This window comes from Sphingobium sp. ZW T5_29, assembly GCF_044987515.1.
GTDB lineage: Bacteria > Pseudomonadota > Alphaproteobacteria > Sphingomonadales > Sphingomonadaceae > Sphingobium.
In genome coordinates this window covers 52,045-78,304 of the sequence record NZ_JBJDRM010000015.1, presented here as the reverse complement: position 1 = coordinate 78,304, position 26,260 = coordinate 52,045, and the positions used below count along the sequence as shown (strand labels likewise).

Annotated in this window: 26 protein-coding genes; 10 read left to right on the top strand and 16 right to left on the bottom strand. The window is 62.2% G+C overall.

Annotation, left to right across the window (positions count from 1 at the left end; all coding sequences use genetic code 11):
* Positions 1-39 precede the first annotated feature (39 nt).
* The 10 genes from yacG to ACI3KQ_RS13580 form a co-directional block, all read right to left on the bottom strand.
* On the bottom strand, positions 40-234 hold the full coding sequence (gene yacG / locus ACI3KQ_RS13625) for a DNA gyrase inhibitor YacG (protein ID WP_404958478.1): 195 nt from the start codon (positions 232-234) through the stop codon (positions 40-42).
* Positions 224-1,213, bottom strand: a complete 990-nt coding sequence (locus ACI3KQ_RS13620; RefSeq protein ID WP_404958476.1) for a ribonuclease — start codon at positions 1,211-1,213, stop codon at positions 224-226. The genes yacG and ACI3KQ_RS13620 overlap by 11 nt, the downstream gene beginning before the upstream one ends.
* Before the next feature lie 3 nt (positions 1,214-1,216).
* Positions 1,217-1,789, bottom strand: coding sequence for a Maf family protein (locus ACI3KQ_RS13615; protein WP_404958474.1), 573 nt, complete (start codon positions 1,787-1,789; stop codon positions 1,217-1,219).
* Between the two features lie 11 nt (positions 1,790-1,800).
* Positions 1,801-2,019, bottom strand: coding sequence for a translation initiation factor IF-1 (gene infA / locus ACI3KQ_RS13610; protein ID WP_003049127.1), 219 nt, complete (start codon positions 2,017-2,019; stop codon positions 1,801-1,803).
* Between the two features lie 59 nt (positions 2,020-2,078).
* Complete coding sequence (locus tag ACI3KQ_RS13605; RefSeq protein ID WP_404958469.1) at positions 2,079-3,374, bottom strand: adenosylmethionine--8-amino-7-oxononanoate transaminase; 1,296 nt, start codon at positions 3,372-3,374, stop codon at positions 2,079-2,081.
* Between the two features lie 60 nt (positions 3,375-3,434).
* On the bottom strand, positions 3,435-3,851 hold the full coding sequence (locus ACI3KQ_RS13600) for a DUF4168 domain-containing protein (RefSeq protein ID WP_404958467.1): 417 nt from the start codon (positions 3,849-3,851) through the stop codon (positions 3,435-3,437).
* Positions 3,852-4,031: 180 nt separating this feature from the next.
* The gene (locus ACI3KQ_RS13595) at positions 4,032-6,059 is read right to left on the bottom strand and encodes a M13 family metallopeptidase (RefSeq protein ID WP_404958465.1); all 2,028 of its coding nucleotides are present in this window, start codon (positions 6,057-6,059) and stop codon (positions 4,032-4,034) included.
* Between the two features lie 88 nt (positions 6,060-6,147).
* Complete coding sequence (locus tag ACI3KQ_RS13590) at positions 6,148-7,413, bottom strand: DUF445 domain-containing protein (protein WP_404958463.1); 1,266 nt, start codon at positions 7,411-7,413, stop codon at positions 6,148-6,150.
* Positions 7,414-7,502: 89 nt separating this feature from the next.
* The gene (locus tag ACI3KQ_RS13585; RefSeq protein WP_404958461.1) at positions 7,503-10,667 is read right to left on the bottom strand and encodes an efflux RND transporter permease subunit; all 3,165 of its coding nucleotides are present in this window, start codon (positions 10,665-10,667) and stop codon (positions 7,503-7,505) included.
* 50 nt (positions 10,668-10,717) lie between these two features.
* On the bottom strand, positions 10,718-11,887 hold the full coding sequence (locus ACI3KQ_RS13580) for an efflux RND transporter periplasmic adaptor subunit (RefSeq protein WP_404958459.1): 1,170 nt from the start codon (positions 11,885-11,887) through the stop codon (positions 10,718-10,720).
* A 193-nt stretch (positions 11,888-12,080) separates the two neighbouring features.
* Between ACI3KQ_RS13580 and ACI3KQ_RS13575 the strand changes: the two genes are divergently transcribed.
* Positions 12,081-12,329, top strand: coding sequence for a GlsB/YeaQ/YmgE family stress response membrane protein (locus ACI3KQ_RS13575; RefSeq protein ID WP_404958457.1), 249 nt, complete (start codon positions 12,081-12,083; stop codon positions 12,327-12,329).
* Positions 12,330-12,401: 72 nt separating this feature from the next.
* Here the strand turns inward: ACI3KQ_RS13575 and ACI3KQ_RS13570 are convergent, their stop codons facing one another.
* The 3 genes from ACI3KQ_RS13570 to ACI3KQ_RS13560 all read right to left on the bottom strand — a co-directional run bounded on the left by ACI3KQ_RS13570 (position 12,402) and on the right by ACI3KQ_RS13560 (position 13,560).
* Positions 12,402-12,656: a GlsB/YeaQ/YmgE family stress response membrane protein gene (locus tag ACI3KQ_RS13570; RefSeq protein WP_167304188.1), complete on the bottom strand. Its 255-nt coding sequence runs from the start codon at positions 12,654-12,656 to the stop codon at positions 12,402-12,404.
* Positions 12,657-12,856: 200 nt separating this feature from the next.
* Entirely contained in the window at positions 12,857-13,156 is a 300-nt protein-coding gene (locus tag ACI3KQ_RS13565; protein ID WP_404958455.1) for a DUF1153 domain-containing protein, read from the bottom strand.
* A 107-nt stretch (positions 13,157-13,263) separates the two neighbouring features.
* A complete protein-coding gene (locus ACI3KQ_RS13560; RefSeq protein WP_404958453.1) occupies positions 13,264-13,560 on the bottom strand; it encodes a hypothetical protein in 297 nt (98 codons plus the stop codon).
* 122 nt (positions 13,561-13,682) lie between these two features.
* Between ACI3KQ_RS13560 and mnmA the strand changes: the two genes are divergently transcribed.
* The 9 genes from mnmA (at position 13,683) to ACI3KQ_RS13515 (ending at position 23,698) form a co-directional block, all read left to right on the top strand.
* The gene (gene mnmA / locus ACI3KQ_RS13555; RefSeq protein ID WP_404958451.1) at positions 13,683-14,789 is read left to right on the top strand and encodes a tRNA 2-thiouridine(34) synthase MnmA; all 1,107 of its coding nucleotides are present in this window, start codon (positions 13,683-13,685) and stop codon (positions 14,787-14,789) included.
* A gap of 41 nt (positions 14,790-14,830) precedes the next feature.
* Positions 14,831-15,493, top strand: coding sequence for an ATP phosphoribosyltransferase (gene hisG, locus ACI3KQ_RS13550; RefSeq protein ID WP_404958449.1), 663 nt, complete (start codon positions 14,831-14,833; stop codon positions 15,491-15,493).
* Positions 15,483-16,772: a histidinol dehydrogenase gene (gene hisD, locus ACI3KQ_RS13545; RefSeq protein WP_404958447.1), complete on the top strand. Its 1,290-nt coding sequence runs from the start codon at positions 15,483-15,485 to the stop codon at positions 16,770-16,772. Before hisG ends, hisD begins: the two co-directional genes overlap by 11 nt.
* 91 nt (positions 16,773-16,863) lie before the next feature.
* Entirely contained in the window at positions 16,864-17,310 is a 447-nt protein-coding gene (gene nusB / locus ACI3KQ_RS13540) for a transcription antitermination factor NusB (RefSeq protein WP_404958445.1), read from the top strand.
* Between the two features lie 75 nt (positions 17,311-17,385).
* Entirely contained in the window at positions 17,386-18,300 is a 915-nt protein-coding gene (gene thiL / locus ACI3KQ_RS13535) for a thiamine-phosphate kinase (protein ID WP_404958443.1), read from the top strand.
* Positions 18,301-18,549: 249 nt separating this feature from the next.
* Positions 18,550-20,673 (top strand): sodium-translocating pyrophosphatase, encoded by a 2,124-nt coding sequence (locus tag ACI3KQ_RS13530; RefSeq protein WP_404958441.1) that lies wholly within the window; start codon positions 18,550-18,552, stop codon positions 20,671-20,673.
* 95 nt (positions 20,674-20,768) lie between these two features.
* Positions 20,769-21,893: an 8-amino-7-oxononanoate synthase gene (locus ACI3KQ_RS13525; RefSeq protein WP_404958440.1), complete on the top strand. Its 1,125-nt coding sequence runs from the start codon at positions 20,769-20,771 to the stop codon at positions 21,891-21,893.
* Positions 21,890-22,504: a dethiobiotin synthase gene (gene bioD, locus ACI3KQ_RS13520; RefSeq protein ID WP_404958438.1), complete on the top strand. Its 615-nt coding sequence runs from the start codon at positions 21,890-21,892 to the stop codon at positions 22,502-22,504. The genes ACI3KQ_RS13525 and bioD overlap by 4 nt, the downstream gene beginning before the upstream one ends.
* A gap of 111 nt (positions 22,505-22,615) precedes the next feature.
* Positions 22,616-23,698 (top strand): alkene reductase, encoded by a 1,083-nt coding sequence (locus tag ACI3KQ_RS13515; protein ID WP_404958436.1) that lies wholly within the window; start codon positions 22,616-22,618, stop codon positions 23,696-23,698.
* 78 nt (positions 23,699-23,776) lie between these two features.
* Here the strand turns inward: ACI3KQ_RS13515 and ribH are convergent, their stop codons facing one another.
* From ribH to ACI3KQ_RS13500, 3 genes are all read right to left on the bottom strand, one after another.
* The gene (gene ribH / locus ACI3KQ_RS13510) at positions 23,777-24,202 is read right to left on the bottom strand and encodes a 6,7-dimethyl-8-ribityllumazine synthase (protein ID WP_404958434.1); all 426 of its coding nucleotides are present in this window, start codon (positions 24,200-24,202) and stop codon (positions 23,777-23,779) included.
* 20 nt (positions 24,203-24,222) lie between these two features.
* A complete protein-coding gene (ribB, locus tag ACI3KQ_RS13505) occupies positions 24,223-25,497 on the bottom strand; it encodes a 3,4-dihydroxy-2-butanone-4-phosphate synthase (protein WP_404958432.1) in 1,275 nt (424 codons plus the stop codon).
* A 73-nt stretch (positions 25,498-25,570) separates the two neighbouring features.
* On the bottom strand, positions 25,571-26,185 hold the full coding sequence (locus ACI3KQ_RS13500) for a riboflavin synthase (protein WP_404958430.1): 615 nt from the start codon (positions 26,183-26,185) through the stop codon (positions 25,571-25,573).
* Positions 26,186-26,260 lie beyond the last annotated feature (75 nt).

Genomic DNA, 26,260 nt, shown 5'->3' with positions numbered 1-26,260 from the left:
GCAGAGGCTCCGGCCTGTCGAGAGGCGTGCCTATAGGCATCAAGTCGGGGTGCTGTCCACCCCATAATCGTCGCTTTTTGACATCTCGTCCGCAGCAGGCGCGCCGGGGACGCTGTAGCCCTCACCCAGCCACTGCAGAAGATCGCGATCGCGGCAGGCCTTGCCGCAAAAGGGGCGCGCCTCGCCTGTGGCAGGCTGGCCGCAGATCGGGCAGGTAGAGGCTTTACGCGACATGGCCTGCCGATATGCCAAGGCCGGGGTCTGCCTTCAAGCTGATTGCGCCTCCACGACGACGGGCGAGCTGTTCGATCCACTCGCTCGCCTTGTGCAGCCGGTCGATGATCGCCGGGGCAGCGGTGATGACGGCGGCGCCGCCCTGCCCATGCCGTTCGGCACGGCGCAGCAGCCCAAGCGCCGCAGTTTCGACCGGGTCGGCGCGCAGCAGTTCCATCAGGTTCATGCGTTCACGGCGGCGAATGACCTGAATGAAGCCAAAGCCGTTGACCGCCGTGCGTTCGAAGGGAAGCGGCAGATATTTGTCGATTTGCGCGGACGCTATGGCGCGCTCATCCTTGTTGTTCATCGTCGGCAGGTCGATGCCGATCGATCCCGTCAGACCCATGCGACGGATCGCCTGCGCCGCCAATTTCGCGCCCTTGGGACCAAGTTTTGCCGGGGGGAGAGACCCATCCACGTCGATCAGGATCATTGCCGGTGTCGGGAATATGCGCAGGGCGGCATCTTCTGCCCCCACTTCGCCCGACATGGCTTCTTCCATCAACTCGCTCCAGCCATGCGCTTCCAGCTGGTCTTCCTCATGCGCCGGGCACGGCGTGACGGGGATGCCGGTGGCGCGTATCCGCTGGAGCAGGCTGGGGGCCGGATGCGCCTTCGTTCCGGGCAGGGCGATACGGCCCTTCGCCAGTTTTGCGCGCCCCTCCTCCGGGATTGCTTCGCGCAAGATTTCGATGAAGACACTCGCCCCTTCCGCGATTTTGGGCGGGATGGGTTCGACCAGGACTTCTTCGCCATTGATCAGGCGGGCAATGCCCCGCCGCTTGGGGATGATAGTGCGGACAAGCTTGCCCTGCATCACCGATCCAGGACGGGCGGCGTCATTTTCGCGCTCGATCAACGCTTCGACCAGACGGCCCTTTTCAATCCTGGCAGCGCGGCATTCGCCGATGCCTTCTTCATACAGCCACTGCGCCATAGATCAGTCCAATGGATAGCCCGCTGCCTTTAGCAGCGCGCGGGTTTCGTAAAGGGGAAGCCCCATGATTGCGCTGTGGCTGCCCTGAATGGCGCGGATGAGGCCAGCTGCCCGCCCCTGGATCGCATAGCCGCCCGCCTTGCCGCGCCATTCCCCCGCAGCGATGTAGGCGTCGATTTCGACACGCTCCAGCCGCTTGAAGGTGACGATGTTGACCGATAGGCGGTGGCGTGCCTTTCCATCGCCATCGATCAGGCTGATGGCGCTCAACACGCGATGGCGGCGACCGGAAAGCAGTTCCAAACACTGACGCGCGTCGGACTCCGTTTCCGCCTTGGGCAGGATACGCCGACCGGCAGCCACGACCGTGTCCCCCGCCAGCACCAGCGCACCAGGGTGTCGGGCCGCGACCAGCGCAGCCTTTTCAGCTGACACACGCTGAGCGTAGCAGGTCGGCAGCTCGCCTTTCCGGGGTGTTTCGTCGCAATCCGCGGGATCAACCACATCAGGCGACACGCCGATCTGGCCCAGAAGTTCACACCGTCTGGGAGAAGCCGAAGCAAGGATAAGCCGCATCCGAAAAGCGGCTATTTGAAGCGGTAAGTGATCCGACCCTTGGTAAGGTCGTAGGGCGTCAGTTCCACGAGCACTTCGTCACCCACCAGCACGCGGATGCGGTTCTTGCGCATCTTGCCGGCGGTGTGGCCGAGGATCTCGTGATCATTTTCAAGCCGCACGCGGAACATTGCGTTGGGGAGAAGCTCCACAACCTGTCCGCGCATTTCAAGCAGTTCTTCTTTTGCCATAATATCCTGGAAAGTCGAAAAATCGCGCCGCCATAGCGCCAAAAAGCATAAATTGAAAGTCAGGCTGAACCGGCAAAGAAATCGCCTGCCTGCGCGAGCGCTTCAAAGATCGAATCCAGCTGATCTGAATCGAGGCAATAGGGAGGCAGGAGATAGATGGTGTTGCCCAAAGGCCTGAGCAAGATACCGCGATCCAGGAAGAAAGCGCGCAGCCGCGGCGCAAGATCAGACAGATAGCCAGCGTCGGACGCAACCAGATCGATCGCGACCACCGTACCCAGCTGGCGCGGATTGGCGAAGGCGGGATGCCGCGCCAGAATTGCGAGTCGCTGCGCCAGGCCCTGCGACAATGCTGCGATACGGCCCAGCACGTCTTCTTCCCGCCAGATGGCAATGTTGGCGGCTGCGGCAGCGCAAGCGATGGCGTTGGCCGTATAGCTGGACGAATGGTAGAAAAGCCGTGCGCGATCGGTCGACAGATGCGCGTCGAAAATTCGCGGCGTCGCCAGCGTCGCGGCCAGTGCTATCGATCCGCCGGTTATCCCCTTCGCCACGGCCATAATGTCGGGCACGACCCCGGCCTGCTCGCACGCGAACAGCGTACCGGTGCGGCCCCAGCCGGTCATGACTTCGTCCGCGATGAAAAGAACGTCGTGACGCGCGCAGATCGCCGCCATTTCGCGCAGCACCGCAGGCGAATAGATGAGCATGCCCCCTGCCCCAAGGATGAGCGGCTCGACGATGAAGGCGGCGGGCTTTTCCGGGGCAGAGCAGGCGGCGTCCAGCGCCGCCAGCGTCTTTGCTTCCTGACCCTGATGCGGAAAGGCTATGGTCCCCACATCGAACAGCAACGGTGTCCAGGCAGCGTTGTAGACGCCGCGCTCACCCATCGACATCGTCCCGATCGTGTCACCATGATAGCCATGTTCCAGAACAAGGATATGATGGCGGGGGGCCGACAGGCCATCAAGAGCGCGATTGTGCCAATAGCCCAGCGCCATCTTCAGCGCCACTTCCACCGCCGTCGATCCGCTGTCGGAAAAAAAGACGTGGGACAAGGGATCGCGGCCATCGGCGCGCGGAGCGAGATCGATCAGGCCTTGCGCCACTTCTTCGGCAGGATCGTGAGTGTAGGCGGCAAAGATCAACTGATCGAGCGTCTGGGCCTGCGCGCCGATGGCCGCTGCAATACGGGGATCGCAATGGCCGTGGGTCGTCACCCACCAGCTGGATATGCAGTCGATCAGGGTCCGGCCGTCTTCCAGATGCAATAACGCACCCTGCGCCCGAACCACTTTGGGAATGGGCTCGCCAAGGCCGTGTTGAGTGAAAGGGTGCCATAGAGGGGAGGTCATGGCCGCACGCTTAGAACAGCCAGCGCGACAGGCCAAGCGCCTCCCCTATCGAAACCGCGCTTATTCTGGCTGGGCTGGGGCTGCCGGACTTGCAGGGGCAGCCGGTGACGCGGGCTGGGCCGGGGCTGCGGCCTGAATACGCTGTTGCAAGGCGGGATCGGTAGCCGCAGCCTGACCGATGGCGTTGAACTTTTCAGGCGGCATGCCGGACGCCTGCAGGGCGGCGAGCATCTTGGGCTGCTTGTCGGCGGCAGCGATACTGCTGTCCGATTGAATCTTCGTCACTTCAACCGCCGCGGCGGCGAACTGCTTGATTTCGGCTTCACTAAAGCTCGACGCGGTTGCCGACGGGGCTGCCGGGGCAGCTGGCGCAGCCGGAGCCGCTGCTTCCTGAGCGAGGAGGGGAGCCGAAGCGAACAATGCCGCCGACGCCAGGCCAGCCTTCAACAACTTAGGGGAATAGAAACCCGTCAACATGCTTCTCCTTTTTGCTTTACCGGCATCCAAGCTGGGAAAGAGATGGTGACGAATAAAGCGTGATCCGGCAGAGCGTGGCTTTCCGAGGGTGGCGAGACCGGAGATTTCAACTGGTCTTCGCCAGCCCACATTCCGCCGCGCCGCCGAATCGTTGCGGCATGGAAACAGACTTGATTCCCGTCACCAGATTTTGACGCGATCCTGTGGCGACAGGACCATCTTCTCGCCAGCTTGCGGCTTGAATGCCGCATACCATTCGTCAAAATTGCGGACGATATCGGCGCGATATTGAGCGGGGGAATGCGGGTCAGTCACCAGGCGCTGCCGCAAATTGGGTTCACGATAGTTGCGCCGCCACACCTGCGCCCAACCAAGGAAGAAACGCTGGTCGCCCGTTGTCCCATCGATCACAGCCGCAGGCCTGCCCCCTAGCGAGGCGTGGTAAGCGTCCAGCGCGACCGCCACCCCGGCAAGATCACCGATATTCTCACCCAGGGTGAAGTCGCCCTTCACATGCGCGCCGGGCAGCGGTTCATAGGCGTCATATTGCTTTACCAGCCGGTCCGTCAGCCCTTTGAAAGCGACGACATCGGCATCGCTCCACCACTGGTTGAGTTTTCCGGTCTCATCATATTTCGCGCCCTGATCGTCGAAATGATGGCTCAACTCATGCCCGATCACGGCGCCGATACCGCCATAATTCACCGCCGGATCGGCATGGGGATCAAAGAAAGGCGGCTGGAGAATGGCGGCGGGGAACACGATTTCCACCATGCCGAAATCGGCATAAGCGTTGATCTCCATCGGCGTCATCTGCCATTCCCAGCGGTAGATCGGTTTGCCCAACTTACCCATCTGATAATCGAACTCATACGCGTTGGCGCGTCGCGCATTGCCGTAAAGATCATCCGCCCTGATCATCAGCCCGGAATAATCGCGCCACTTGCTGGGATATCCGATCTTGGGCGTGAAGGCGGCCAGTTTCTTGTGCGCGCGTGCCTTGGCGGGGTCGCTCATCCACGCAAGTCCGTCGATGCGGCGGCCCATGGCGGCGATCACATTTTTTACCAGTTGATCCATCGCCGCTTTCGTTTCCGGGGGGAAATAACGGGCGACATAGGCCTGGCCGACTTCATCGCCCATATTGTCCTTGACGAAGCCGACGGCGCGTTTCCAACGCTCCTCCCGCTGCGGGGTGCCCGACAGGACCGTGCCGTAAAAGGCAAAGTCCGCATCCGCGATCCGGTCGGGCAGATAGGTCGCATAGGCGTGCAGGCTACGCAGCAGCAGCGCATCCTTAAGGACGCCGATCGGCGCGTTCGCGATGGCCGCAGCCTCCCCCGTGACGGCGCTGGGTTGCGCGACGAGCAGAGTGGCGGGCTGTAGCCGGTTGGCGGCAAAATAAGCGGCGAAATCGAAACCCGGCGCTGCCTTTTGCAGGTCGGTCAGGGTCATCTTGTTATAGGTCTTGTCAGCGTCGCGACTGTCGACCTGGGTCCAATGGACCTTGGCCAATTCAGTTTCGAACGCCATCAGTGCGGCGGCACGCGCTTTACCATCACTCTCACCGGCAAGGGTCAGCATCTGTTCGAGATGCGCGACATAGGCGGTTCGGATCGCCGCCATCTTGTCATCGGATTGAAGGTAGAAATCGCGGTCGGGAAGACCCAGGCCACCCTGGCGCATGTTCAATATGTAACTTTCGGGGTCCTTGTCATCCTGCCCGACATAGAAGGCGAAAGGCCCTGAAACCCCCATTCGCGCGGCCTGCGCTGCGACCTGGGCATAGTCCGCCTTGTCCCGAATGTCCTTGATTTTCGCGATCCACGGCTTGATCGGCGCCAGCCCCTTCTTTTCAACCGTGGCAGCGTCAAGATAGCTTGCATAGGCAAGGCCGATCTTGCTGGAATGATCCGCCCTCGCCGCCTCCAATATGCCGCGCGTCCTTTCGCGCGACAGGTCATCCAGCACGTTGAACGCACCATAGTTGGATTTGTCGGGCGGGATCGGCGTCGCCTTCGCCCAGCCGCCATTGGCGTGGAGATAGAAATCGTCGCCCGGCTTGACCGATGGGTCCATGCCCTTCGTATCGAAACCGTAGCTGCCATAGGTTGGTTTGGTCGCTTTGGCCGACTGCGGGTCCGCTTGGGCGATGGAAGCGCCGGTCGTCAGCGCGCATATTGCCGCGCCCAACAGGAAAATCTTCATGAAAGCGTCCCTTGCCTTGCCAGATGGCGTGAGTTGACCCGCGAGGGCGGGCGAAGTCCATATCATTGCGTCGAAAGGCGCGATCGCCCTAAAACAGCGTATCGGCAGTATGGATGGCCAACCCGACAAGGCCGCCCACCAATGTGCCATTGACGCGAATATATTGCAGGTCGCGGCCTACCGCGCTTTCCAGACGGCTGGTGATCGTCCCGGCGTCCCATCCGCGCACGGTTTCGCTGACCAGTGTGACGATCGAATCGCCATAGGCGGCGGTCGCGCCCACTGCGGCCCGACGCACGAAACGGTTGACGAGCAACCGCAGCCGGGCATCGTCCTGCAACGTGCCGCCCAGTTGCCGCAACGCTTCACCCAGCCGTCCCGCCATCGCCTTGCCAGGGTCACGCACAGCGCGCAGCAGGCCGGATCGCGCCTGTTCCCATAACCCATCGATCCAGCGCTGCATCGCCGGATTGTCGACAATTTCATCGCGGATACGGGCCACACGCGCCTGCATCGCCGGGTCATGTTGCAGATCGGCGGCCAGCTTCGCCATGCCCTCCTCCGCTTTCAGCCGCAGGCTGTGGCCGGGATCATCGGCCATATCGGCCAGCAATCGCCGCAGCCCGTCGATGATCGCGTTGGCGACATTTTCGTCCAGCCCGGTCCAGCGCAAGATCTTGCCGGACCGTTCATGCACCATCTGGCGGATCAGGTGGTCGTTGGCTTCCAATGTGCGGTCAGCCCAATGGATGATGCCGTCCATGACCGGCGCATGACGGCCATCGCGCATTGCCGCCTCCAGTGACTGGCCGATCAGCGGGGCAAGGTTCATCACGCGTAGCCGCTGTGCGATTGCGCCCTTCACCATGCCGCCCAGCCGTTCCTGGTCCAGCGCTTCCAGCATGTCGGCGGCGAGCCGCGATGCGCCTTCGCGCAGTCGACCGTCGCCGCCCGATGGGCTGGCGAGATACCGCCCCGCCGCGCCCGCTACGTCCAACCGCTGCATCCGCCGGGCGACAACGGCGGGGGTCAGGAAATTATCGCGCAGAAACAGCGCCAGCGTATCGCCGATCCGGTCCTTGTTGCGCGGGATGATCGCCGTATGCGGGATAGGAAGGCCCAGCGGATGGCGAAAAAGCGCGGTGACGGCAAACCAGTCGGCGAGGCCGCCGACCATTGCGGCTTCAGCGAACGCCTGAATAAAGCCGATGGCGGGATGAAGGTGAACCGTGGACCGGGCGACGATGAACAGTGCCGCCATAGCCAGCAGCATGCCCGTCGCCACCATCCGCATCCGCCGAGCCGGGTGGGCCGGGCCGCCGACAGGTGGCAGGGATGCGGGAAGCAGCTTCATGGCCGACCAACGGTTACGCCGCCGTTTCGTTCAGGCAAGCACTTCTTTTCACGGGAAGACCCGATTTTCAGCGCAATCATTCAACCTGGTCATTCTGCAGGTTGCGTACCGCCTGCGTGGGCACTGTCGTCGCCTTCCTTATATGTCAGCAAGCGGCGGCTGAGGCGTGGCCCCATCCATCCTTCAAACTGCAGCGCCAGACTGAAGGTCGCCGGGACGATCACCAGGGTCAGCAGGGTGGACAATAGCAAGCCACCTATCACCGTGATGCCCATGGGGGAGCGCCAGGCGCTGTCCCCACCCAATGACAGGGCGGTGGGCACCATGCCAGCTACCATGGCGACTGTCGTCATCACGATCGGCTGCGCCCGCTTATGCCCAGCATCGACAATCGCATCGAAGCGCGGGACGCCCTTCTCAATTTCTTCCAGCGCAAAATCGATCACCAGGATCGAATTTTTGGCGACGATGCCCAGAAGCATCAGCAGCCCGATCAGCACCGGCATGGAAATTGGGTGGCCGGTCAGATGAAGTGCTATCGCTCCGCCCAACGGAGCCAGCAGCAGTGACCCCAGATTGACGAATGGAGGCATCAGCCGCTTGTACAGCAGCGTCAGCACGGCCAGCACCAGCAGGATGCCGGAAATGACGGCGACGATGAAATTCTTGATCAGCTCCGCCTGCCATTTGGTTTCCCCAGTGGTGATTTTCTGGATGCCAGGGATCGCGCCCTGATCCACCGCTTTCATCGTCGGCAAAGCGTTGATTTTGGCCATTGCCTGGCTGCTGACGATGCCGGGTGCGAAATCGGCGCCCACTACGATACGGCGCGCCTGATTGTAGCGGCGGATCTGGGTCGGCCCCGCTCCGAATTCGATGTCGGCGACGACCTTTAGCGGGACGGACCCACCGTTCACGGTTGGCACCGGCATATTTTCAATCGTTGCGATACTCCTGCGGCTGTCCTCTTCCACCGCGACGCGGATCGGGATCTGTCGATCCGACAGGGAGAATTTGGCGCTGTTCTGATCGATGTCCCCGATTGTCGCGACGCGAATGGTCTGGCTGAGTGCAGCCGTCGTGACACCCAGGCTGGCAGCAAGGTCGAACCGTGGCTTGATAAGGATTTCCGGGCGGCTCATGTCGCCCTGCACACGAGGCGCGCGGATTTCTTTCACCCCGGCCATTTCGGCCACCAGCCGGTTTGCCGTCTGATCCAGCAATTCAGGTTTGTCGCCACCAAACATGATGATGATGTCACGGCCGTAGCCACCGCCTGACTGGGACTGAAAGTTGACGCGGGCGTCAGCCACCTTCTGGAATTTCGGCGCCGTTTTTCGTTCCCATTCGACCGACGACATGGGCCGGTCCTTTTTCAGGGTCAGATAAATGTCAGCGCCCGTGGTGTAGATGTCGGAAAATGCCGAATCAACCACCCGATTGTCGGCCGCCAGCATATCCGCGATCTTATCGGTAACGCCTGTTGTCTGTTCCAGCGTGCTGCCCGGCACCATTTCGATCTTCACATGGCTGAAATCGGTATCGATTGACGGCTGAAAAGCCATGGGCAACGTGCCGAAAGCAAAAAGGGTCGCAACAAACGCAGCCCCGCCCATGCCCAATGTCCATATCCGATGATCGCGCAGCCACGCGCCCAGTCGCGCCCGGCCGCCCCGTGCCCGATGCGCAATCGCCTGACGTTCATCCAGCGACCAACGCAGGACGGACATATAGACGTCCATCAGCCAGCCTTCGCCATGGCTTTCCTGGCCGTGCGCTTTCAGGAAATAGGCCGCGACCATGGGAGTAATGAGGCGCGCGACGGCAAGGCTGAGCAGCACTGCGACGACGATGGTCATGCCAAACTGGATGAAGAACTGACCCGACACGCCAGGCATCAGCCCAACCGGCAGGAAGACTGCAACGATCGCCATCGTCGTCGCCAGCACCGCCAGCCCGATTTCGTCAGCGGCGTCGATCGCGGCCTGATAGGCGGTTTTGCCCATGCGCATGTGGCGGACGATATTCTCGATCTCGACAATCGCATCATCGACCAACACACCCGCCACGAGGCTGAGCGCCAGAAGCGAGGTCATGTTGAGCGTGAAGCCCATCATGTCCATGAACCAGAAAGCAGGAATCGCCGACAGGGGAATGGCGAGGGCGGCGATGATCGTCGCTCGCCAATCACGCAGGAACAGGAATACGACGACGACGGCCAGGATCGCACCTTCGATCATGGCGGCCATCGCCGAATGATATTGGCTCTTGGTATAGTCGACAGTGCTGAAAAGCTGCTTGTAGCGAACCTTGGGATTTTCCTTGCGCAGCTGGTCCAGAACAACCTTTGCCTCTTCGAACACAGTCACGTCCGACGCGCCCTTCGCCTTTCCAAGGCTGAAGCTGGTGACCTGTCGCCCGTTCATCAATGCCAGCGACCGCTGTTCGGCATACATGTCGCGGACTTCAGCCAGGTCAGCCAGCTTGACCGTGCGGCCGCCCGGAATGGCGATCTGCGTCTGTCCCAGGGCATAGGCGCTGGCGGCGTTGCCGAGTACGCGGATCGCCTGTTCAGCCCCGGCGATTTCAGTGCGGCCGCCAGCGGAATTGACGTTCACCTGTTGCAATTGCTGATTGACCTGGCTGGCCGTTATGCCACGCGACTGCATCTTTGCCGGATCCAATATGACGCGGATTTCCCGGCTGACGCCCCCGCCCCGCGTGACAGCCGCCATGCCAGGCACCGCCAGCAACCGTTTGGCCACCGTGTTGTCGACATACCAGGACAATTCCTCCAACGTCATGTCGGTGGCTTCCGCGCTGAAATAGGCCATCGGTGTGCCGTCAAAATCGAGACGGGTGACCTGCGGCTCCAATATTCCTTCGGGAAGATCGCTGCGAATCTGGTCGACGGCGTTCTTGACGTCAGCAACGGCGCGATCGACCGGCGTTCCAATCTCGAACTGGACTGTCGAAATGGACTGTCCTTCCGACACGACGGAAGTGATTTCATCGACGCCGCTGATACCCCGCACGGCAGCTTCGACACGCTGAGTCACCTGGGTTTCGAGTTCGGACGGCGCGGCACCGGGCTGAAGCACCATCACTTGCGCCACGGGAAAGCTGATGTCCGGCTGCTGATTGACGTCCATCCGCATGAAGCTGACCATGCCCGCCAGCAATAGCGCGATAAACAGCACGAGCGGCGACACCGGGTTACGGATGGCCCAGGCGGACATATTGCGAAAACTCATGACGGATTCCTCGCCCTGTTCCACCATGCGCACGTGAAGGTGCGCTTACTTCAGCTTGCCTTGCGTAGCTCTGGCCTGACTTTTTGGCCAGGAGCGAGGAAGGCGCCGGCTAACAGCACCACATGTTCAGCCCCGGTCAACCCGTCGGTGACGGCAACGCCCTTTCCAGAAACCTGCCCCACCTTAACATCCCGTCGAACCGCCTGATTATCGGCGTTAACGACATAGACATAATGCCCCTTCGCGTCGGTCTGCACAGCGGATTCAGGCAGCATCGGGGAGGTTGCGGTCCCGCTGACGATCGTAGCGGATGCAAAACCGCCAGGCCGGATCGCGCGATTATAGGGAATGGCAATACGCGCTATGCCCTGCCGGGTTTGCGGATCGACAACCGGAGAGACCTGCCAGACGCGCCCGGCAATTTGCTCCGTACCGCCCACTGGCGTGACGGTGGCGCGGTTGCCAACGCGCAAGGTCGCAAGATCGCCCTCGCTGATCTGCGCGAGCATCTCCATCTCGCCACCCTTAGCCATGCGGAACAAAACATCGCTGCCGGACCCAACTATCTGACCAGGCTCCACATCTCGCGTCAGCACCAGGCCTGCGGCAGGGGCGCGGATGTCCAGCCGCCCGGTGCGGGCGCGCTGTTCGGCCAATTGCGCAACGGCTACGTTCACGCGTGCGTTGGCCGCGTCCCGCGTCGCTGTGCGCTGATCAATGTCGGCCTGGCTGATGAAACCACGGGCGACCAGGGCTTTTGCCCGGTCGAGTTGAGCCTGAGCCAATTTCGCGTCGGCACGGGCAACCTGCACTTGAGCGGCGAGCGAGCGGACCTGTTCGCTTTGGACGGATCGTTCGATCACGGCCAGAACCTGCCCTGCGCGCACCCAATCACCTGGCTGAACCAGAACGCGCCTGACCTCTCCGCCTTCGCCAACCACGCCTACCGGCATTTCGACCCGTGCAGCCAACGAGCCCGTGCTACTCGCCGTCTGGTCGACCATCGACCGGCCCGGAACGATCACGGTTACAACAGGCGCCTGTTCCACGGCAGCCGGGGCCGGCCCCGTTCCCCGGAAGGCCATCCACGCGGCAAGCGCAATCAACAGGATGGCGACCGCAGCACCGATGATCAGCCCGCGCCGACGCCCGGACCGTGGCCGATCGTCGTCGAAAACGTGCGCCGGAATATCCCCGGCGAGATGAGTCTCGTAATTCATCCTGCTTCCATTTTCAGACGGCGCTGCCTGACACCAAGCTGTATTATATAAATATATCACCCTGCTCAACCCCTCAATATCATGCTGCCAACCCGGCGAGCAAGATCGTTACGGTTGATCGGAGACGGCGCATTCCCTTGCCAATTCGGCGCATTTATGGCGCTATGAACCAAGCAGGGGGTGGAGAAAAGCAATGGAAATGCTGGGATGGATCATCGTCGGCCTGCTCGCGGGCGCGATCGCCAAACTGGTGATGCCAGGGCGTGATCCGGGTGGCTGTGTCGTGACACTGCTGCTCGGCATAGCGGGGGCGATGCTGGCGGCTTATGTCGGTCGTTTTTTGGGATTTTATGCGCCCGAGGAAAATGCCAGCTTCATTGCGGCAGTTCTGGGATCAATAGCGGTGTTGGCTCTTTATCGTTGGTTCGCGCGACGGGCCTGACCGAAATGCGCGTAAAAAAGGGCCGCGTCACGAGGACGCAGCCCTTGTTACCCGCCAGCAAGGCTCAATCAGTTAGCGCATCGACCCACGACGCACCAGATTGACGATGGCGAGCAGGACGATGGCACCCACTAGGGAAACCAGGAAGCTGTAAAGCGTCAGGCCGTCGTTGATAGAACCGCCGCTGAAAATCAGGCCGCCAATGAAGGCCCCGACGATGCCGACGACGATGTTCAGCAAGATGCCCTGCTGCGCGTCCGTACGCATCACCATGCTGGCGAGCCAACCGATAATGCCGCCCACAACAAGCCACAAAATGATACCCATCTTACACTCTCCTTGCACCAAGCGCCCCCAGCGGGTGGCTGTCCTGTTCAACGGAGAAGTCGGCTTAGCGTTCCGTAAAATTATTTCTGGATGAGAAACGATTCCGCAAAACAGCGGCTCGCGATATGAAAAAGCCGCCGGATCATGTCCGGCGGCTTGTTTTTTTCACTTCGACGCGCCCTGCGCGACGCTGGAGCGGGTCAGTATTTCTGCTGCCGTTCGTAGAGCGATTTGTAATATTGGATCCGGGTCACGCGCAGTCCGTGCATGCCCGAACGGTCCACCGCACGCTGCCATCCGGCAAATTCCTCCAGCGTCAGCGAATAGCGTGTGCAGGCTTCATCCACGGTCAAGAGGCCACCATTCACGGCAGCGACTACCTCGGCCTTGCGACGCACGACCCAGCGAGTCGTATCCGCAGACGGCAGGCTATCCAGCGTCAGAGGTTCTCCAAGCGGCCCGACGACCTGTGCAGGTCGAATTTTTTGATTTTCTATCATTCTCACCCTCAAAAAGCGGCACTGGCGTTGCCGAATTCAGCAGCGGCAACCGGTATGCGCGTCAGCCCTGAAGATCGGCTAAAGCGCCACGGTAAACGCCCCCTTCATCATCCTTGTCCCACTCTTAAATGCTCTGCGATCAACGGGTTGAAACTCCCCATCCCCCGCGCGGTGTCGATCATGCCGCTGGAACGGGGCGCGAAGATTTCGGCCAGTTCCTGGATCCAGTCGCCCGGCTTTTCCTGCCCCCGCAGGACGACGGCGACCGCCTGCGCGGTCGGACTTGCCGCCTGCGCCGCCGCTGACGCAGCACGCAATATCGGCCAGACAGGCGCATGCGGCCTGCCGACCGGTCTGGCATAAGCGGGTTTCAGGCCGCCTGCCCGGATGAAACTCAAATCCATGGCGTTATGTGTAGCCGCGAAAGGATAAAGTCCGGTAAACTCGACCTGCCATTCCGGCCTGAACCGGCGAGCGGTCGGAATCCCGCTGGAATGCTGGCGCGCGCGCGCCTATATGCGCGTTCATGCAGCCCCAGTTCCAACTGTCAGAGCCGCTTTCACAGCGGCGGATTGTCGTTGCCATGTCGGGCGGCGTCGATTCGAGCGTCGTCGCGGCCTTGGCCGCCCGTACTGGGGCGGAAACCATCGGTGTCACGTTACAGCTCTATGATCACGGCGCAGCAGTTGGCCGGACAGGCAGTTGCTGCGCGGGCCAGGATATCCGCGACGCCCGCGCGGTCGCGGACCGCATCGGCATCGCGCATTATGTCTTCGATTATGAAAGCCGCTTCCGCGATTCCGTGATCGCTGACTTTGCCGAAGAATATATGGCGGGCCGCACACCCATTCCCTGCGTCAAATGCAATATGGGGGTGAAGTTCACCGACTTGTTCCAGATCGCCCGCGATCTGGGCGCGGATTGCCTGGCCACCGGCCATTATGTTCGCCGCGTTGAGGGCGCGCAGGGCGCAGAGCTTCACCGCGCCGCCGATCCAGCGCGGGACCAGAGCTATTTCCTGTTCGCTACCACTCAGGAACAGCTTGATTATCTACGCTTTCCCCTGGGCGGGCTACCCAAACCGCAGGTCCGCGAAATCGCTTCCGAACTTGGTCTAGCCGTTGCGTTAAAGCCAGACAGCCAGGATATCTGCTTCGTCCCCGACGGCGACTATGCGAAAATCGTGCGCAAACTGCGTCCCGATGCTGACGAAAGCGGCGACATCGTTCATGTCGATGGTCGCCTGCTGGGCACGCACAAGGGGCTGATCCATTATACGGTAGGCCAGCGAAAGGGGCTGGAGATCGGCGGACAGGCCGAGCCGCTATATGTCGTGCGGCTGGATGCGGAAGGGCGTCGCGTCATCGTCGGGCCGAAAGCGGCGCTGGCGGTATCGGCGGCGCGCCTTGACGGCATCAACTGGCTGGGCGGGGATTTTTCCGGGCCGCTGTCCGCAAAGGTCCGGTCGATGGCAAAGCCAGTGCCCGCGCGGCTGGACGGCGATCGCCTGGTTTTCGACGCGCCCGAATATGGGGTCGCGCCGGGGCAGGCGGCAGTGCTTTATGCTGGCGAACGCGTACTGGGCGGCGGCTGGATCGCTGAAACGCACGCGGCCATGGCGCTGCCTGCATGATCCTTGTCCTTTGCAGCGCGCGCCGGTAAGGCCCGCCGGTCATGACTCGTCCTATCACCTTCGCCATTCCCAAGGGCCGCATTCTGGATGAAGCACTGCCGATGCTCGCGCGTGCGGGTATCGAGCCGGAGGCGGAGTTTCACGACAAGAAGAGCCGGGCGCTGCGCTTCGCGACGAACCGGCCAGACATCTTCATCATCCGGGTCCGCGCCTTCGACGTAGCCACTTTCGTCGCGCATGGCGCGGCGCAGATCGGCATTGTCGGATCGGATGTGGTGGAAGAGTTCGATTATTCCGAACTTTATGCGCCGGTCGACCTCGACATCGGTCACTGCCGCCTGTCCATCGCAGAGCCAGTAGGCCTTTTGGACGAGGATGAGGCGGCGATGAGCCATGTCCGGGTCGCCACCAAATATCCTTACCTCACGCGCAAATATTATGAAGCGCGGGGCATCCAGGCCGAATGCGTGAAGCTGAACGGCGCAATGGAACTGGCGCCTTCGCTAGGCCTGTCGCGGCGCATCGTCGATCTGGTGTCGTCGGGCGCGACGCTGAAGGCCAATGGCCTGGTTGAGACGCATGTCATCATGCCGGTCTCCGCGCGGCTGATCGTTAACCGCGCAGCCTTCAAGATGCGATCGGCAGATCTTACGCCGCTGGTGGAAGCTTTCCGCAAGGCTGTGGGAGGCAAGGATGCCGCTTAGGCTGGACAGCCGCGCCGCCGATTTCGCAGCCGCCTTCACCGCTTTGGTCGATGCACGGCGGGAAGCGGATGAAGATGTGTCGCGTGATGTCGCGGCGATTTTGAAACGCGTCCGTTCCGAAGGGGACGCAGCACTGGCTGACTATACCAGTCGCTTCGACCGCCATGACCTGAATGCCAGCGGTTGGAGGGTGAGCGCCGCCGAATGCCGCGCCGCGCTTGACAGTATTTCGACCGAATTGCGCGACGCGCTGGAACTCGCGGCAGCCCGGATCACCGCCTATCACGAAAAGCAAAGGCCGCAGGACAGCGACGAAGTCGATGCGGTTGGCGTTCGCCTCGGCGCACGCTGGCGACCGGTCGATGCGGCAGGGCTGTATGTCCCCGGCGGCCGCGCCGCGTATCCCAGTTCGCTGCTGATGAATGCCATCCCCGCCAAAGTGGCCGGTGTTTCGCGCATTGCGATGGTGACGCCGACCCCCAATGGCGACATCAACCCAATGGTCCTGGCTGCGGCCAGCATCGCCGGGGTCGAAGAAATCTGGCGCGTCGGCGGCGCGCAAGCCGTGGCTGCGCTCGCCTATGGCACGGACACCATCAAGCCGGTCGATGTCATCACAGGTCCGGGCAACGCGTGGGTGGCCGAGGCGAAGCGGCAGCTTTATGGCGTGGTGGGCATAGACATGGTGGCTGGCCCGTCCGAAATCGTGGTGGTCGCCGACGCGAAAAATGACCCCGCATGGATCGCCGCCGACCTGCTCAGCCAGTCGGAACATGACCCGACCAGCCAGTCGATCCTGTTTACCGATGACGCCGACTTCGCAGATGCGGTCGCCAGAGCAGTCGACCAGCGGCTGCCGCTACTTTCGACGCAGGCCGTTGCCGCCACCAGCTGGGCGAACAATGGTGCGATCGTCCTGGTCCGTGACTTTGAAGAGGCCATGCCGCTGGTCAATCGCCTGGCAGCGGAGCATCTAGAACTTGCCGTCGATGACCCCGAAGCCCTGTTCAAACAGGTGCGGCACGCCGGTTCGATCTTTCTGGGGCGGATGACGCCCGAAGCGGTGGGCGACTATGTTGCCGGTCCGAACCATGTTCTACCCACTGGCCGCCGCGCTCGTTTCTCATCCGGCCTGTCCGTGCTCGATTTCATGAAGCGGACCAGCTTTCTGAGTCTGGACAAGGCGGCAATGGGAGCGATCGGCCCGGCTGCGGTCGCGCTGGCGGAGGCAGAGGGGCTTCCAGCGCACGCCGCGTCGGTGGCATTGCGGCTCAAATAACTTCCGTTCGCCCTGCGCTTGTCGAAGGGCTGTACTTTCAAGAAGGACTGGGCTTCGACAGGCTCCGCCCGATCGGCTATATGGAATCCCGATGAACGAACGCTCCAAATCCCGCTCCGCTGCGCGCCTTGCCGCAGTTCAGGCGCTCTATCAGCTGGAGATGGAAGGCACGCCGATCCGTGTCCTGCTCCATGAATTCCATCAGCACAGGCTGGGCGCGACGATCGAAGACGTCACCTATGCCGAAGCGGAGGAAAGCTTCTTCGACGATCTCGTCATCGGAGTAGACAAACGGCGGGAAGAGATTGACGGCCTGGTGAAAGCGCGCCTGTCGCAGGGCTGGAGCCTGGAAAGGTTGGACAAGCCGATGCGGCAAATCCTGCGCGCGGGCAGCTATGAACTGATCGCCCGCCCGGATGTGCCCACCCCCACCGTCATCAGCGAATATGTCGATGTCGCCCACGCCTTTTACGACAAGCGCGAGGCAGGCTTTGTCAACGGGCTGCTGGACGCGGTGGCGAAGGATGTGCGGAAGTAGTCCGGCATCGCTTCCTGATGCGCACCGCCCCTGCGAAGGCAGAATCGCGAGGGTTTGAAAGGGACGGCGCCTGCCATGTCTGCTGAATCCCGCTTCCTTACCCTGCTTCGCCTGCTCGCGAACGATCCTGCCGCCCGTGGGCTGCAGGATGATGTGGCGGTGCTGGAAGTAGGTGACAGCCGCCTGATCCTGACCAGCGATACCATGGTGGAAGGGGTTCACTATCTTGCCGCTGATCCGCCCGCCGACATCGGCTGGAAACTGGCGGCGGTGAACCTGTCTGATCTTGCGGCAAAGGGGGCAAGGCCAGTGGGCTGCCTGCTCAACTATGCCCTGTCCGGCGACGATGCGTGGGACGCCGCCTTTCTCCAGGGACTGGGAGAAGCGCTCAGCCGCTATGCCATGCCGCTGGTCGGCGGCGACACGGTCCAAATGCCCAGGGGGAGCGCACGCAGCTATAGCCTGACCGCCATCGGCGAAGCGACAACCTCCGTACCCGCACGCGATGGCGCGAAGCCCGGCGATCGGCTTTACCTGACAGGTCCCGTGGGCGATTCTGGCGTCGGTTTGGATCTGCTGCGCGCCGATCCCACCGCAACAGGGCCGCTGGTCGACGCCTTTCGCCGTCCCCGCCCGCGCCTTGCCGAAGGCGCGCTGCTGGCTTCGCAGGTCAATGCCATGATGGATGTTTCCGACGGACTGTTGATCGATGCGGCCCGTATGGCCGACGCCAGTGGCCTGGCGCTGGTCATCGACGACATCCCTCTTTCGCCCGCGCTAGAGGCTGCGCGTGGGGCCAGCACCGCTGTCCAGATCGCCGCCGCCAGCGCGGGCGACGACTATGAGCTGCTGTTCGCGCTGCCTGCCGGGATCACGCCACCAGTGCGCGCTTTGCGTGTCGGGACGTTCGCAGCAGGATCCGGCCTTACGCTCCGCATTGATGGCGTCGTCATCCCGCTGCCCGCGCGGCTCGGCTGGGAGCATGGGTAAGCTGCCACCCAACGCCTTGATTCGCATCAGTTCCGTAACGGCTTGACGCGCGGCGTTCGCCCTGTAGCTTGCCCTCATCCCATTCTCAGCCGGTTGGACCACATATGTGTTGGACCCCTGCGATGCTGATTGACGCGGTGCCCGATGCCGGATGCATGAATTCCGGCCGCCCGCTTTTGCGCCATTCGTCCGCCCGTCATTCCCTGCGGAGCGGCCGATGACAGGGATAACAGGGGGAGAGGATTATCCATGCAGATTGTCTACATCGCCATAGGGTGCGGCCTGCTGGCCCTGCTCTATGGATTATTCACCAGTCGTCAGGTGCTGGCGACCTCTGCCGGCAACGATACCATGCAAGCGATCGCGGGGGCGATCCAGGAAGGGGCGAAGGCCTATCTGAGCCGCCAATATATGACCATTGGCGTGGTCGGGGTGGTTGTCGCGGCGATCGTCTTCATCTTTCTAGGGACAACGTCGGCGGTCGGCTTCCTGATCGGTGCGATATTGTCAGGCGCAGCCGGCTTTGTCGGCATGAACATTTCGGTACGGGCCAATGTGCGCACGGCTGAAGCCGCGCGCGGGACGCTGCAAAGCGGTCTGACCGTCGCCTTTCGCGCCGGCGCCATCACCGGCATGTTGGTCGCCGGGCTGGCCCTGCTCGCGATCAGCCTGTTTTTCTGGTATCTGACAGGGCCTGCGGGCCATGCGCCCGATGACCGACTGGTGATCGACAGCCTGGTGGCGCTGGCCTTTGGCGCCAGCCTGATTTCGATTTTCGCGCGCCTGGGCGGCGGCATCTTCACCAAAGCGGCCGACGTCGGCGCTGATCTGGTCGGCAAGGTCGAAGCAGGCATACCAGAGGATGATCCACGCAATCCCGCCGTCATTGCCGACAATGTCGGGGACAATGTCGGCGATTGCGCTGGCATGGCCGCCGATCTGTTCGAAACCTATGTGGTGACGGTCGGCGCGACCATGGTGCTGACTGCCCTGCTGGTCAGCGGGGTGGATAATGAATTTTTGCAACGGCTGATGGCGCTGCCGCTGATCGTGGGCGGGGTGTGCATCATCACATCGATTATTGGCACCTATATGGTCCGTCTGGGTTCGAGCCAGTCGATCATGGGCGCTCTTTACAAGGGTTTCTGGACCACTGCCATCCTGTCCATCCCGGCGCTGTACGCCGCGACGGCATATACGCTGGGCGACATCGACGCCCGTTTCGGCACCGATCTTGACGGGATGGGCGGCTATACCGGGATGCAGCTATTCTGGTCGATGATGGTCGGCCTGGCTATCACCGGGCTGATCGTGTGGATCACCGAATATTATACCGGCACCAACTATCGCCCGGTGCGCAGCATCGCCCGCGCATCGGAAACCGGTCATGGCACCAACGTGATCCAGGGACTGGCGGTTAGCCTGGAGGCTACCGCGCTGCCGACCCTGGTGATCGTGGTCGGCATCATTGTTTCCTATCAGCTCGCGGGCCTGATGGGCATCGCCTTCGCAGCGACCGCCATGCTGGCGCTGGCGGGCATGGTCGTGGCGCTCGACGCCTATGGCCCTGTGACCGACAATGCGGGCGGGATCGCAGAGATGGCGCATCTGGACGACAGCGTTCGCCGGAAGACGGACGCGCTGGACGCGGTGGGCAATACGACCAAGGCGGTGACGAAGGGCTATGCCATCGGATCGGCGGGCCTGGCCGCGCTGGTGCTGTTCGGCGCTTATACAGAGGATTTGAAATATTATAATTCAGCCCTTGGCCTGACCGAGCCGGTCGATTTCAGCCTGTCCAACCCCTATGTCATCGTCGGCCTGTTGCTGGGTGCGCTGCTGCCCTATCTGTTCGGGGCAATGGGCCTGACAGCCGTCGGTCGGGCGGCTGGCGACGTCGTCAAGGATGTGCGCGATCAGTTCGCCACCAATAGCGGCATCATGGAAGGGACATCACGCCCCGACTATGCCCGCACGGTGGATCTGGTCACGCGCGCCGCGATCAAGGAGATGATCGTACCCAGCCTGCTGCCGGTGCTGGCGCCGATCATCGTCTATTTCGCGATATCGGCGGTGGCGGGAACGCCCAATGGCTTTGCCGCCCTGGGCGCTCTTTTGCTTGGGGTGATCGTTTCGGGCCTGTTCGTCGCCCTTTCGATGACATCCGGCGGCGGAGCGTGGGACAATGCCAAGAAATATATCGAGGACGGCAACCATGGCGGCAAGGGATCGGAAGCGCACAAGGCAGCCGTGACGGGCGACACGGTAGGTGATCCCTATAAGGACACTGCTGGCCCGGCCGTCAATCCGATGATCAAGATCACGAACATCGTCGCACTGCTGTTGCTGGCCGCACTGGCGCACGGGGGCTAGGGCAATACCTCGCCCCTATCGGGGCGGGACGAGATGGTGGGCGGGGCGGGCCGAACGGCTTGCCCCGCTCCATAATGCGGGCCTATACGCCGCCCATGACCAGCGAACCCTTCCGCTCGCAACTTGCATCGCTTGAGCAGCGCGGTCGCCTGCGCGCGCTGGCTCCCCGAGCAGGTAGAGATTTCGCTTCCAACGACTATCTGGGACTGGCGTCCGACCCGATCATCGGTCAAGCGGTCGCCGACGCGGTGGCGCGTGGCGTGCCCGTGGGTTCGGGCGGGTCGCGGCTGCTGCGGGGCAATGCGCCCGAACATGAAGGGTTGGAGGCGAAGGCCGCCGCATTTTTTCGCACTCAGGCTGCGTTGTTCATGGCCAATGGTTTCGCCGCGAACCTGGCGCTGTTTTCCACCTTGCCCCAGCGTGGCGACCTGATCGTCGCGGACGAGTTGATCCATGCCAGCGTCCACGACGGCATCCGCATGTCAAAAGCCGCGGCTGTTTTCGCGCGCCACAATGATGTGCAGAGCTTCGCAGATCATATCGCCACCTGGCGTACCGACGGAGGAAAGGGGCGGATCTGGATCGCGGTCGAGACGCTATATTCCATGGATGGCGACATGGCTCCTCTGGCGGACCTTGCCTTGCTCGCCGCCAAACAGGACGCAATGCTGGTCCTGGACGAAGCGCATGGCACCGGCGTGTTCGGACCTAATGGGAGGGGGCTGTCATCAGGCCTGGACGGGCTTCATAATGTCGTGACGCTCCATACATGCGGCAAGGCGATGGGGGTGGAAGGCGCGCTGATCTGCGGGCCGCGGATCCTGATCGATTATCTGATCAATCGAGCGCGTGCCTTCATCTTTTCGACCGCTCCGTCACCGCTGATGGCCGTGGCGGCATCTGCGGCGATCGACCGGATCGAGCAGGCCGACGATCTGCGCGCGCGCCTTGGCACGTTGCAGACCGACGCCGCCGAAGCGATCTGCGCGCCGCTTGGCCTGCCCAAACCACGCAGCCAGATCATCCCGGTCATCCTGGGCGATGACAAACGCGCGATGGCGGCGGCATCCGCCTTGCAGCAGGCAGGCTTCGACATACGTGGCATCCGGCCGCCAACAGTGCCGCCGGGAACCAGCCGCCTGCGCATTTCGCTGACGCTGAATGCGGGACGGGCGGATGTGTTGGCACTGGGCGACGAATTACGAAGGATATTGGCGTGAGTATATTCATCGTCACCGGAACGGGTACGGGGATCGGCAAGACCGTTTTTGCCGCCGGTCTCGCTGGGGCGCTCGGCGCTCATTATTGGAAGCCGATTCAGGCGGGTGTCGACCCGGAAGGCGACAAGGAAACGGTGGCCCGATTGTCCGGCCTTCCGGCGTCTCACATCCTGCCCGAAGCCTATCGACTGGTGACACCGGCGTCCCCTCACCTTGCCGCGCGCCTGGATGGCGTCGAGATCGAAATCGACCGGCTGGCCTTGCCTCAGGTCGACGGCCCACTGGTGATCGAAGGAGCGGGTGGCGTCCTTGTCCCCGTCAGCGAAACCATGCTGATGGCCGACCTTTTCCAGCACTGGGGGGCGCCCGTCATCCTGTGCGCTCCCACGGAACTGGGTACGATCAACCACAGCCTGCTCAGCATAGAGGCGCTGCGAAGCCGTGGGGTGCCGATCTCTGGAATTGCCTTCATCGGCGAGCCGCACACGGAAAATGAGCGCATCATCCCACTATTGGGCAAGGTAAGGTCCCTGGGCCGCCTGCCACATCTTGAGACGCTTGATGCCCCAACGCTGGCGAGTGCATTCGCATCTGCCATCTCCTTGCCTTAAAGCATCACCAAGCTTCAAAAAATAATGTGGGCTTGAAAGGCAGTCGACTGCATCCCAACTGGCAGCGGCAACCAATTTCAGTTGCTTATTGCAACCTTGATAGGGGAATATATGGCCAGCTTGTTAGATCCCGTTCAACTGGGGGCCGTCCCAGCATCCAACCGTGTGCTCATGGCGCCGCTGACGCGCGCCCGTGCCACGCGCAACCATGTACCAACACCGATCATGGCGGATTATTATCGGCAGCGCGCATCCGCCGGTCTTATTATCAGCGAGGGCGTGGGTGTGTCCCAACAGGGACTGGGCTGGCCTTATGCGCCCGGCATCTGGTCCACACAGCAGGTCGAAGCGTGGAAGCCGGTCACACAGGCTGTGCATGATGCTGGCGGTCGCATCTTCGCCCAGCTTTGGCATATGGGGCGGCTGGTCCATTCCAGCGTGACGGGACAACAGCCGGTGTCGTCCAGCCCGATCACTGCGCCCGGTCATGCCCATAGCTACCAAGGCAATCTGCCCTATGAACAGCCCCGCGCCCTGGCGGTGGAGGAAATTCCGGCGCTGATCGCCACTTATGTGACGGCTGCGCACAATGCCAGGACAGCGGGCTTCGACGGGGTGCAGATCCATGCCGCGAATGGCTATCTGATCGATGAATTCCTGCGCAACGGCGTCAACCAGCGCGACGACGGTTACGGCGGCAGCGTCGAAAACCGCGTTCGCCTGCTACGGGAAATTACCCAGGCGGTGGCCGACGCCATCGGCGCGGACCGAACGGCGGTGCGCTTGTCGCTCAACGGCGCGTCGCAGGGCACTGACGACAGCGACCCGGCTAGCCTGTCGCGCGCAGTGGCACAGGCACTGGAACCGATCGGCCTTGCCTTTCTGGAGATGCGCGAACTCAAACCCGGCGGCACGAGGGGCGCGTCCGATGTGCCGCGCCAGTCGCCGATCGTCCGCCAATATTTCACCGGGCCGCTGGTGTTGAACAGCGACTATGACGCAGCGAGCGCTCAAGCTGATCTGGACAACGGCCTTGCTCAGGCAATCAGCTTTGGTCGATCATTTCTGGCCAATCCCGACCTGCCCGACCGACTGGCGACTGATGCGCCGCTTAATGAAGCGCAGGTCGATACCTTCTACACGCAGGGCGCTGAAGGCTATATCGACTATCCACCGTTGGAACAGGCCGCCTGACATGGAGCGGGGCCGCCCGGCTCAGGACGGCTCCCGCATCTCCCCCTGCTCAGCTATATCCTGCCCTTTGCGGGAGGATCAGATAGCGCCGAAGCGTTCGCGAAGCGCCAACATGGCGATCGCCGCCCTGGCGGCCTCACCGCCTTTGTCCTTTTCGGTGCTCTTGGCGCGGGTCAATGCCTGTGCCTCATCTTCGACCGTCAATATGGCGTTGCCAATCGCGATCCCATCCATGCTGAGCGCCATCAGGCCCCGCGCGCTTTCATTGGAAACCACTTCGAAATGATAGGTTTCACCCCGGATCACGACACCGATGGCAACGAAGCCGTCATATCGCCCGGTTTCGGCGGCCAGCGCCACGGCACCGGGGATTTCCAGCGCGCCCGGAACGGTCACCACCTCATATTTATGCCCAGCGTCCTCGAGCGCGGCAGTCGCGCCTTCGATCAGCAGGTCGTTGAGATGGTCGTAGAAACGGGCTTCGACGATCAGAAACTTGGCCATGGCCCTATCCTTCCTACTTCCTACAGTTCGACAGGCCGGTGCCCAACCACGGCGAGGTCATAGCCGTCAAGCGCGATCAGGCTGTGATGCGAGTTCGTAAGCAGCACCATGTCATGCACGCCCAGTTCCGCCAGGATTTGCGCACCCACGCCATAATCGCGCAGTTCGTCCATCTCGCTTCCCGAACGCTGCCTCAGAATGCGGCTGACGAAATCGCCAGGTGTGCTGGGTGTCAACACCACGATAACACCGGCGCCTTCCTGCGCGATAATCTCCATCGACTTGGCGAGCAGGTCCGAACGGGAGCCGGTCGCGCCATAGACATCGTCCAGCAAGGAGAGCTGATGCATGCGAACCAAGGTGGGCTCATCGGGCAGAACATGGCCCTTTTGCAGCACCAGCTGTTCACTGTGGGTGGCCCGATTATAGAAGCTGATAGCCTTCCAGTCGCCGCCCCATTTGCTCTGGAAACTGGCCTCGGCACGTCGTTCGACCATATGGTCGTGACGACGACGGTAGGCGATGAGGTCACGGATGGTGCCGATCTTCATCTTGTGCTTCTGGGCGAAGGGGATGAGGTCGTCGAGCCGGGCCATGGTGCCGTCGTCCTTCATCACCTCGCAAATGACGCCGGACGGATTGAGGCCAGCGAGCCGCGCAACGTCGACTGCCGCTTCGGTATGGCCCGTCCGCACCAGGACGCCGCCGTCCTTCGCAACCAGCGGAAAGACGTGGCCCGGCGTCACAATGTCCTGCGGTCCCTTCGACCCGTCAATCGCGACGGAAATGGTGCGCGCGCGATCAGCGGCGCTGATTCCCGTCGTCACCCCTTCGCGCGCCTCGACCGATACGGTGAAGGCGGTTTCGTGGCGGGTGCCATTGTTGCGGCTCATCAGGCCAAGGCCCAGATGTTCGACCCGGTCCTTGGTCAGCGCCAGACAGATGAGGCCGCGGCCGTGGGTCGCCATGAAATTGATCGCGTCCGGGGTAGCCATCTGTGCGGGGATGACGAGGTCGCCTTCATTTTCGCGGTCTTCGTCATCGACCAGGATGAACATGCGTCCGTTTCGGGCCTCGTCGATAATCTCTTCTGGAGACGCCAGCGCCGTGCCGCCTTCGCGGCGGAGCAGATAGGTTTCCAGCTTGCCCAGCGTCTCAGCGGTCGGGTTCCAGTCGCTTTCGCCCAGTCGACGCAGCGAATTGGCATGCAGCCCGGCGGCGCGGGCGAGGCCGGAGCGGGACATGCGACCGTCGTTGACGAGTGTGCGGACGGTGTCAATGAGCGAAGAAGACATAGTATAGACTCCTGAACCAAATCGGCCCTGCTCATCGTTTATCACATTGTGATGTGATAATGGCAAGCGCCAATCACACAGCAGGCTGGCGAAGAGTCTGCATCCGGTCCAGATAGCGGGCGAGCACGTCGATCTCCAGATTGAAGGCGCGTCCGGGGACGAGCGTGTCGAGCGTGGTCGCCGCCGCCGTATGGGGGATGATGTTCAGCCCGAAATGCACCGAACCGTCGGCCTGGTCGTCCACGCTGTTGACCGTCAGGGAAATGCCGTCGATCGTGATCGAGCCTTTCGCCGCCAGCGCCGCAGCAAGCGCAGCCGGAGCCGCGACGACCAGCCGGGTCGAATCGCCTTCAGGCGTGGCGGACACCAATGTGCCGATGCCGTCGACATGCCCGGTGACGATATGGCCGCCCAGTTCATCGCCGACCTTGAGCGCGCGTTCCAGGTTAAGCCGCCCGCCCTGTTCCCATAATCCCGGCGCCGTACGCGCCAGCGTTTCAGCCGAAAGATCGACCGCGAACCAGTCCGCGCCCTTTTCCACGACGGTGAGGCATGCCCCCGAACAAGCGATCGACGCGCCGATCGCGACGCCGTCCATGTCGTAGGCACAGCCGATGACAAGGCGCAGGTCGCCCCGCTGATCGGCGGCGCGGATTTCGCCTATGTCGGTGATGATGCCAGTGAACATGGGTCTGCAATCCTGCTGGGTCCAGCCGCGCTCTAGAGCATCGCGCGGAAAAGTGGGAACCGGTTTTCCGTCAAA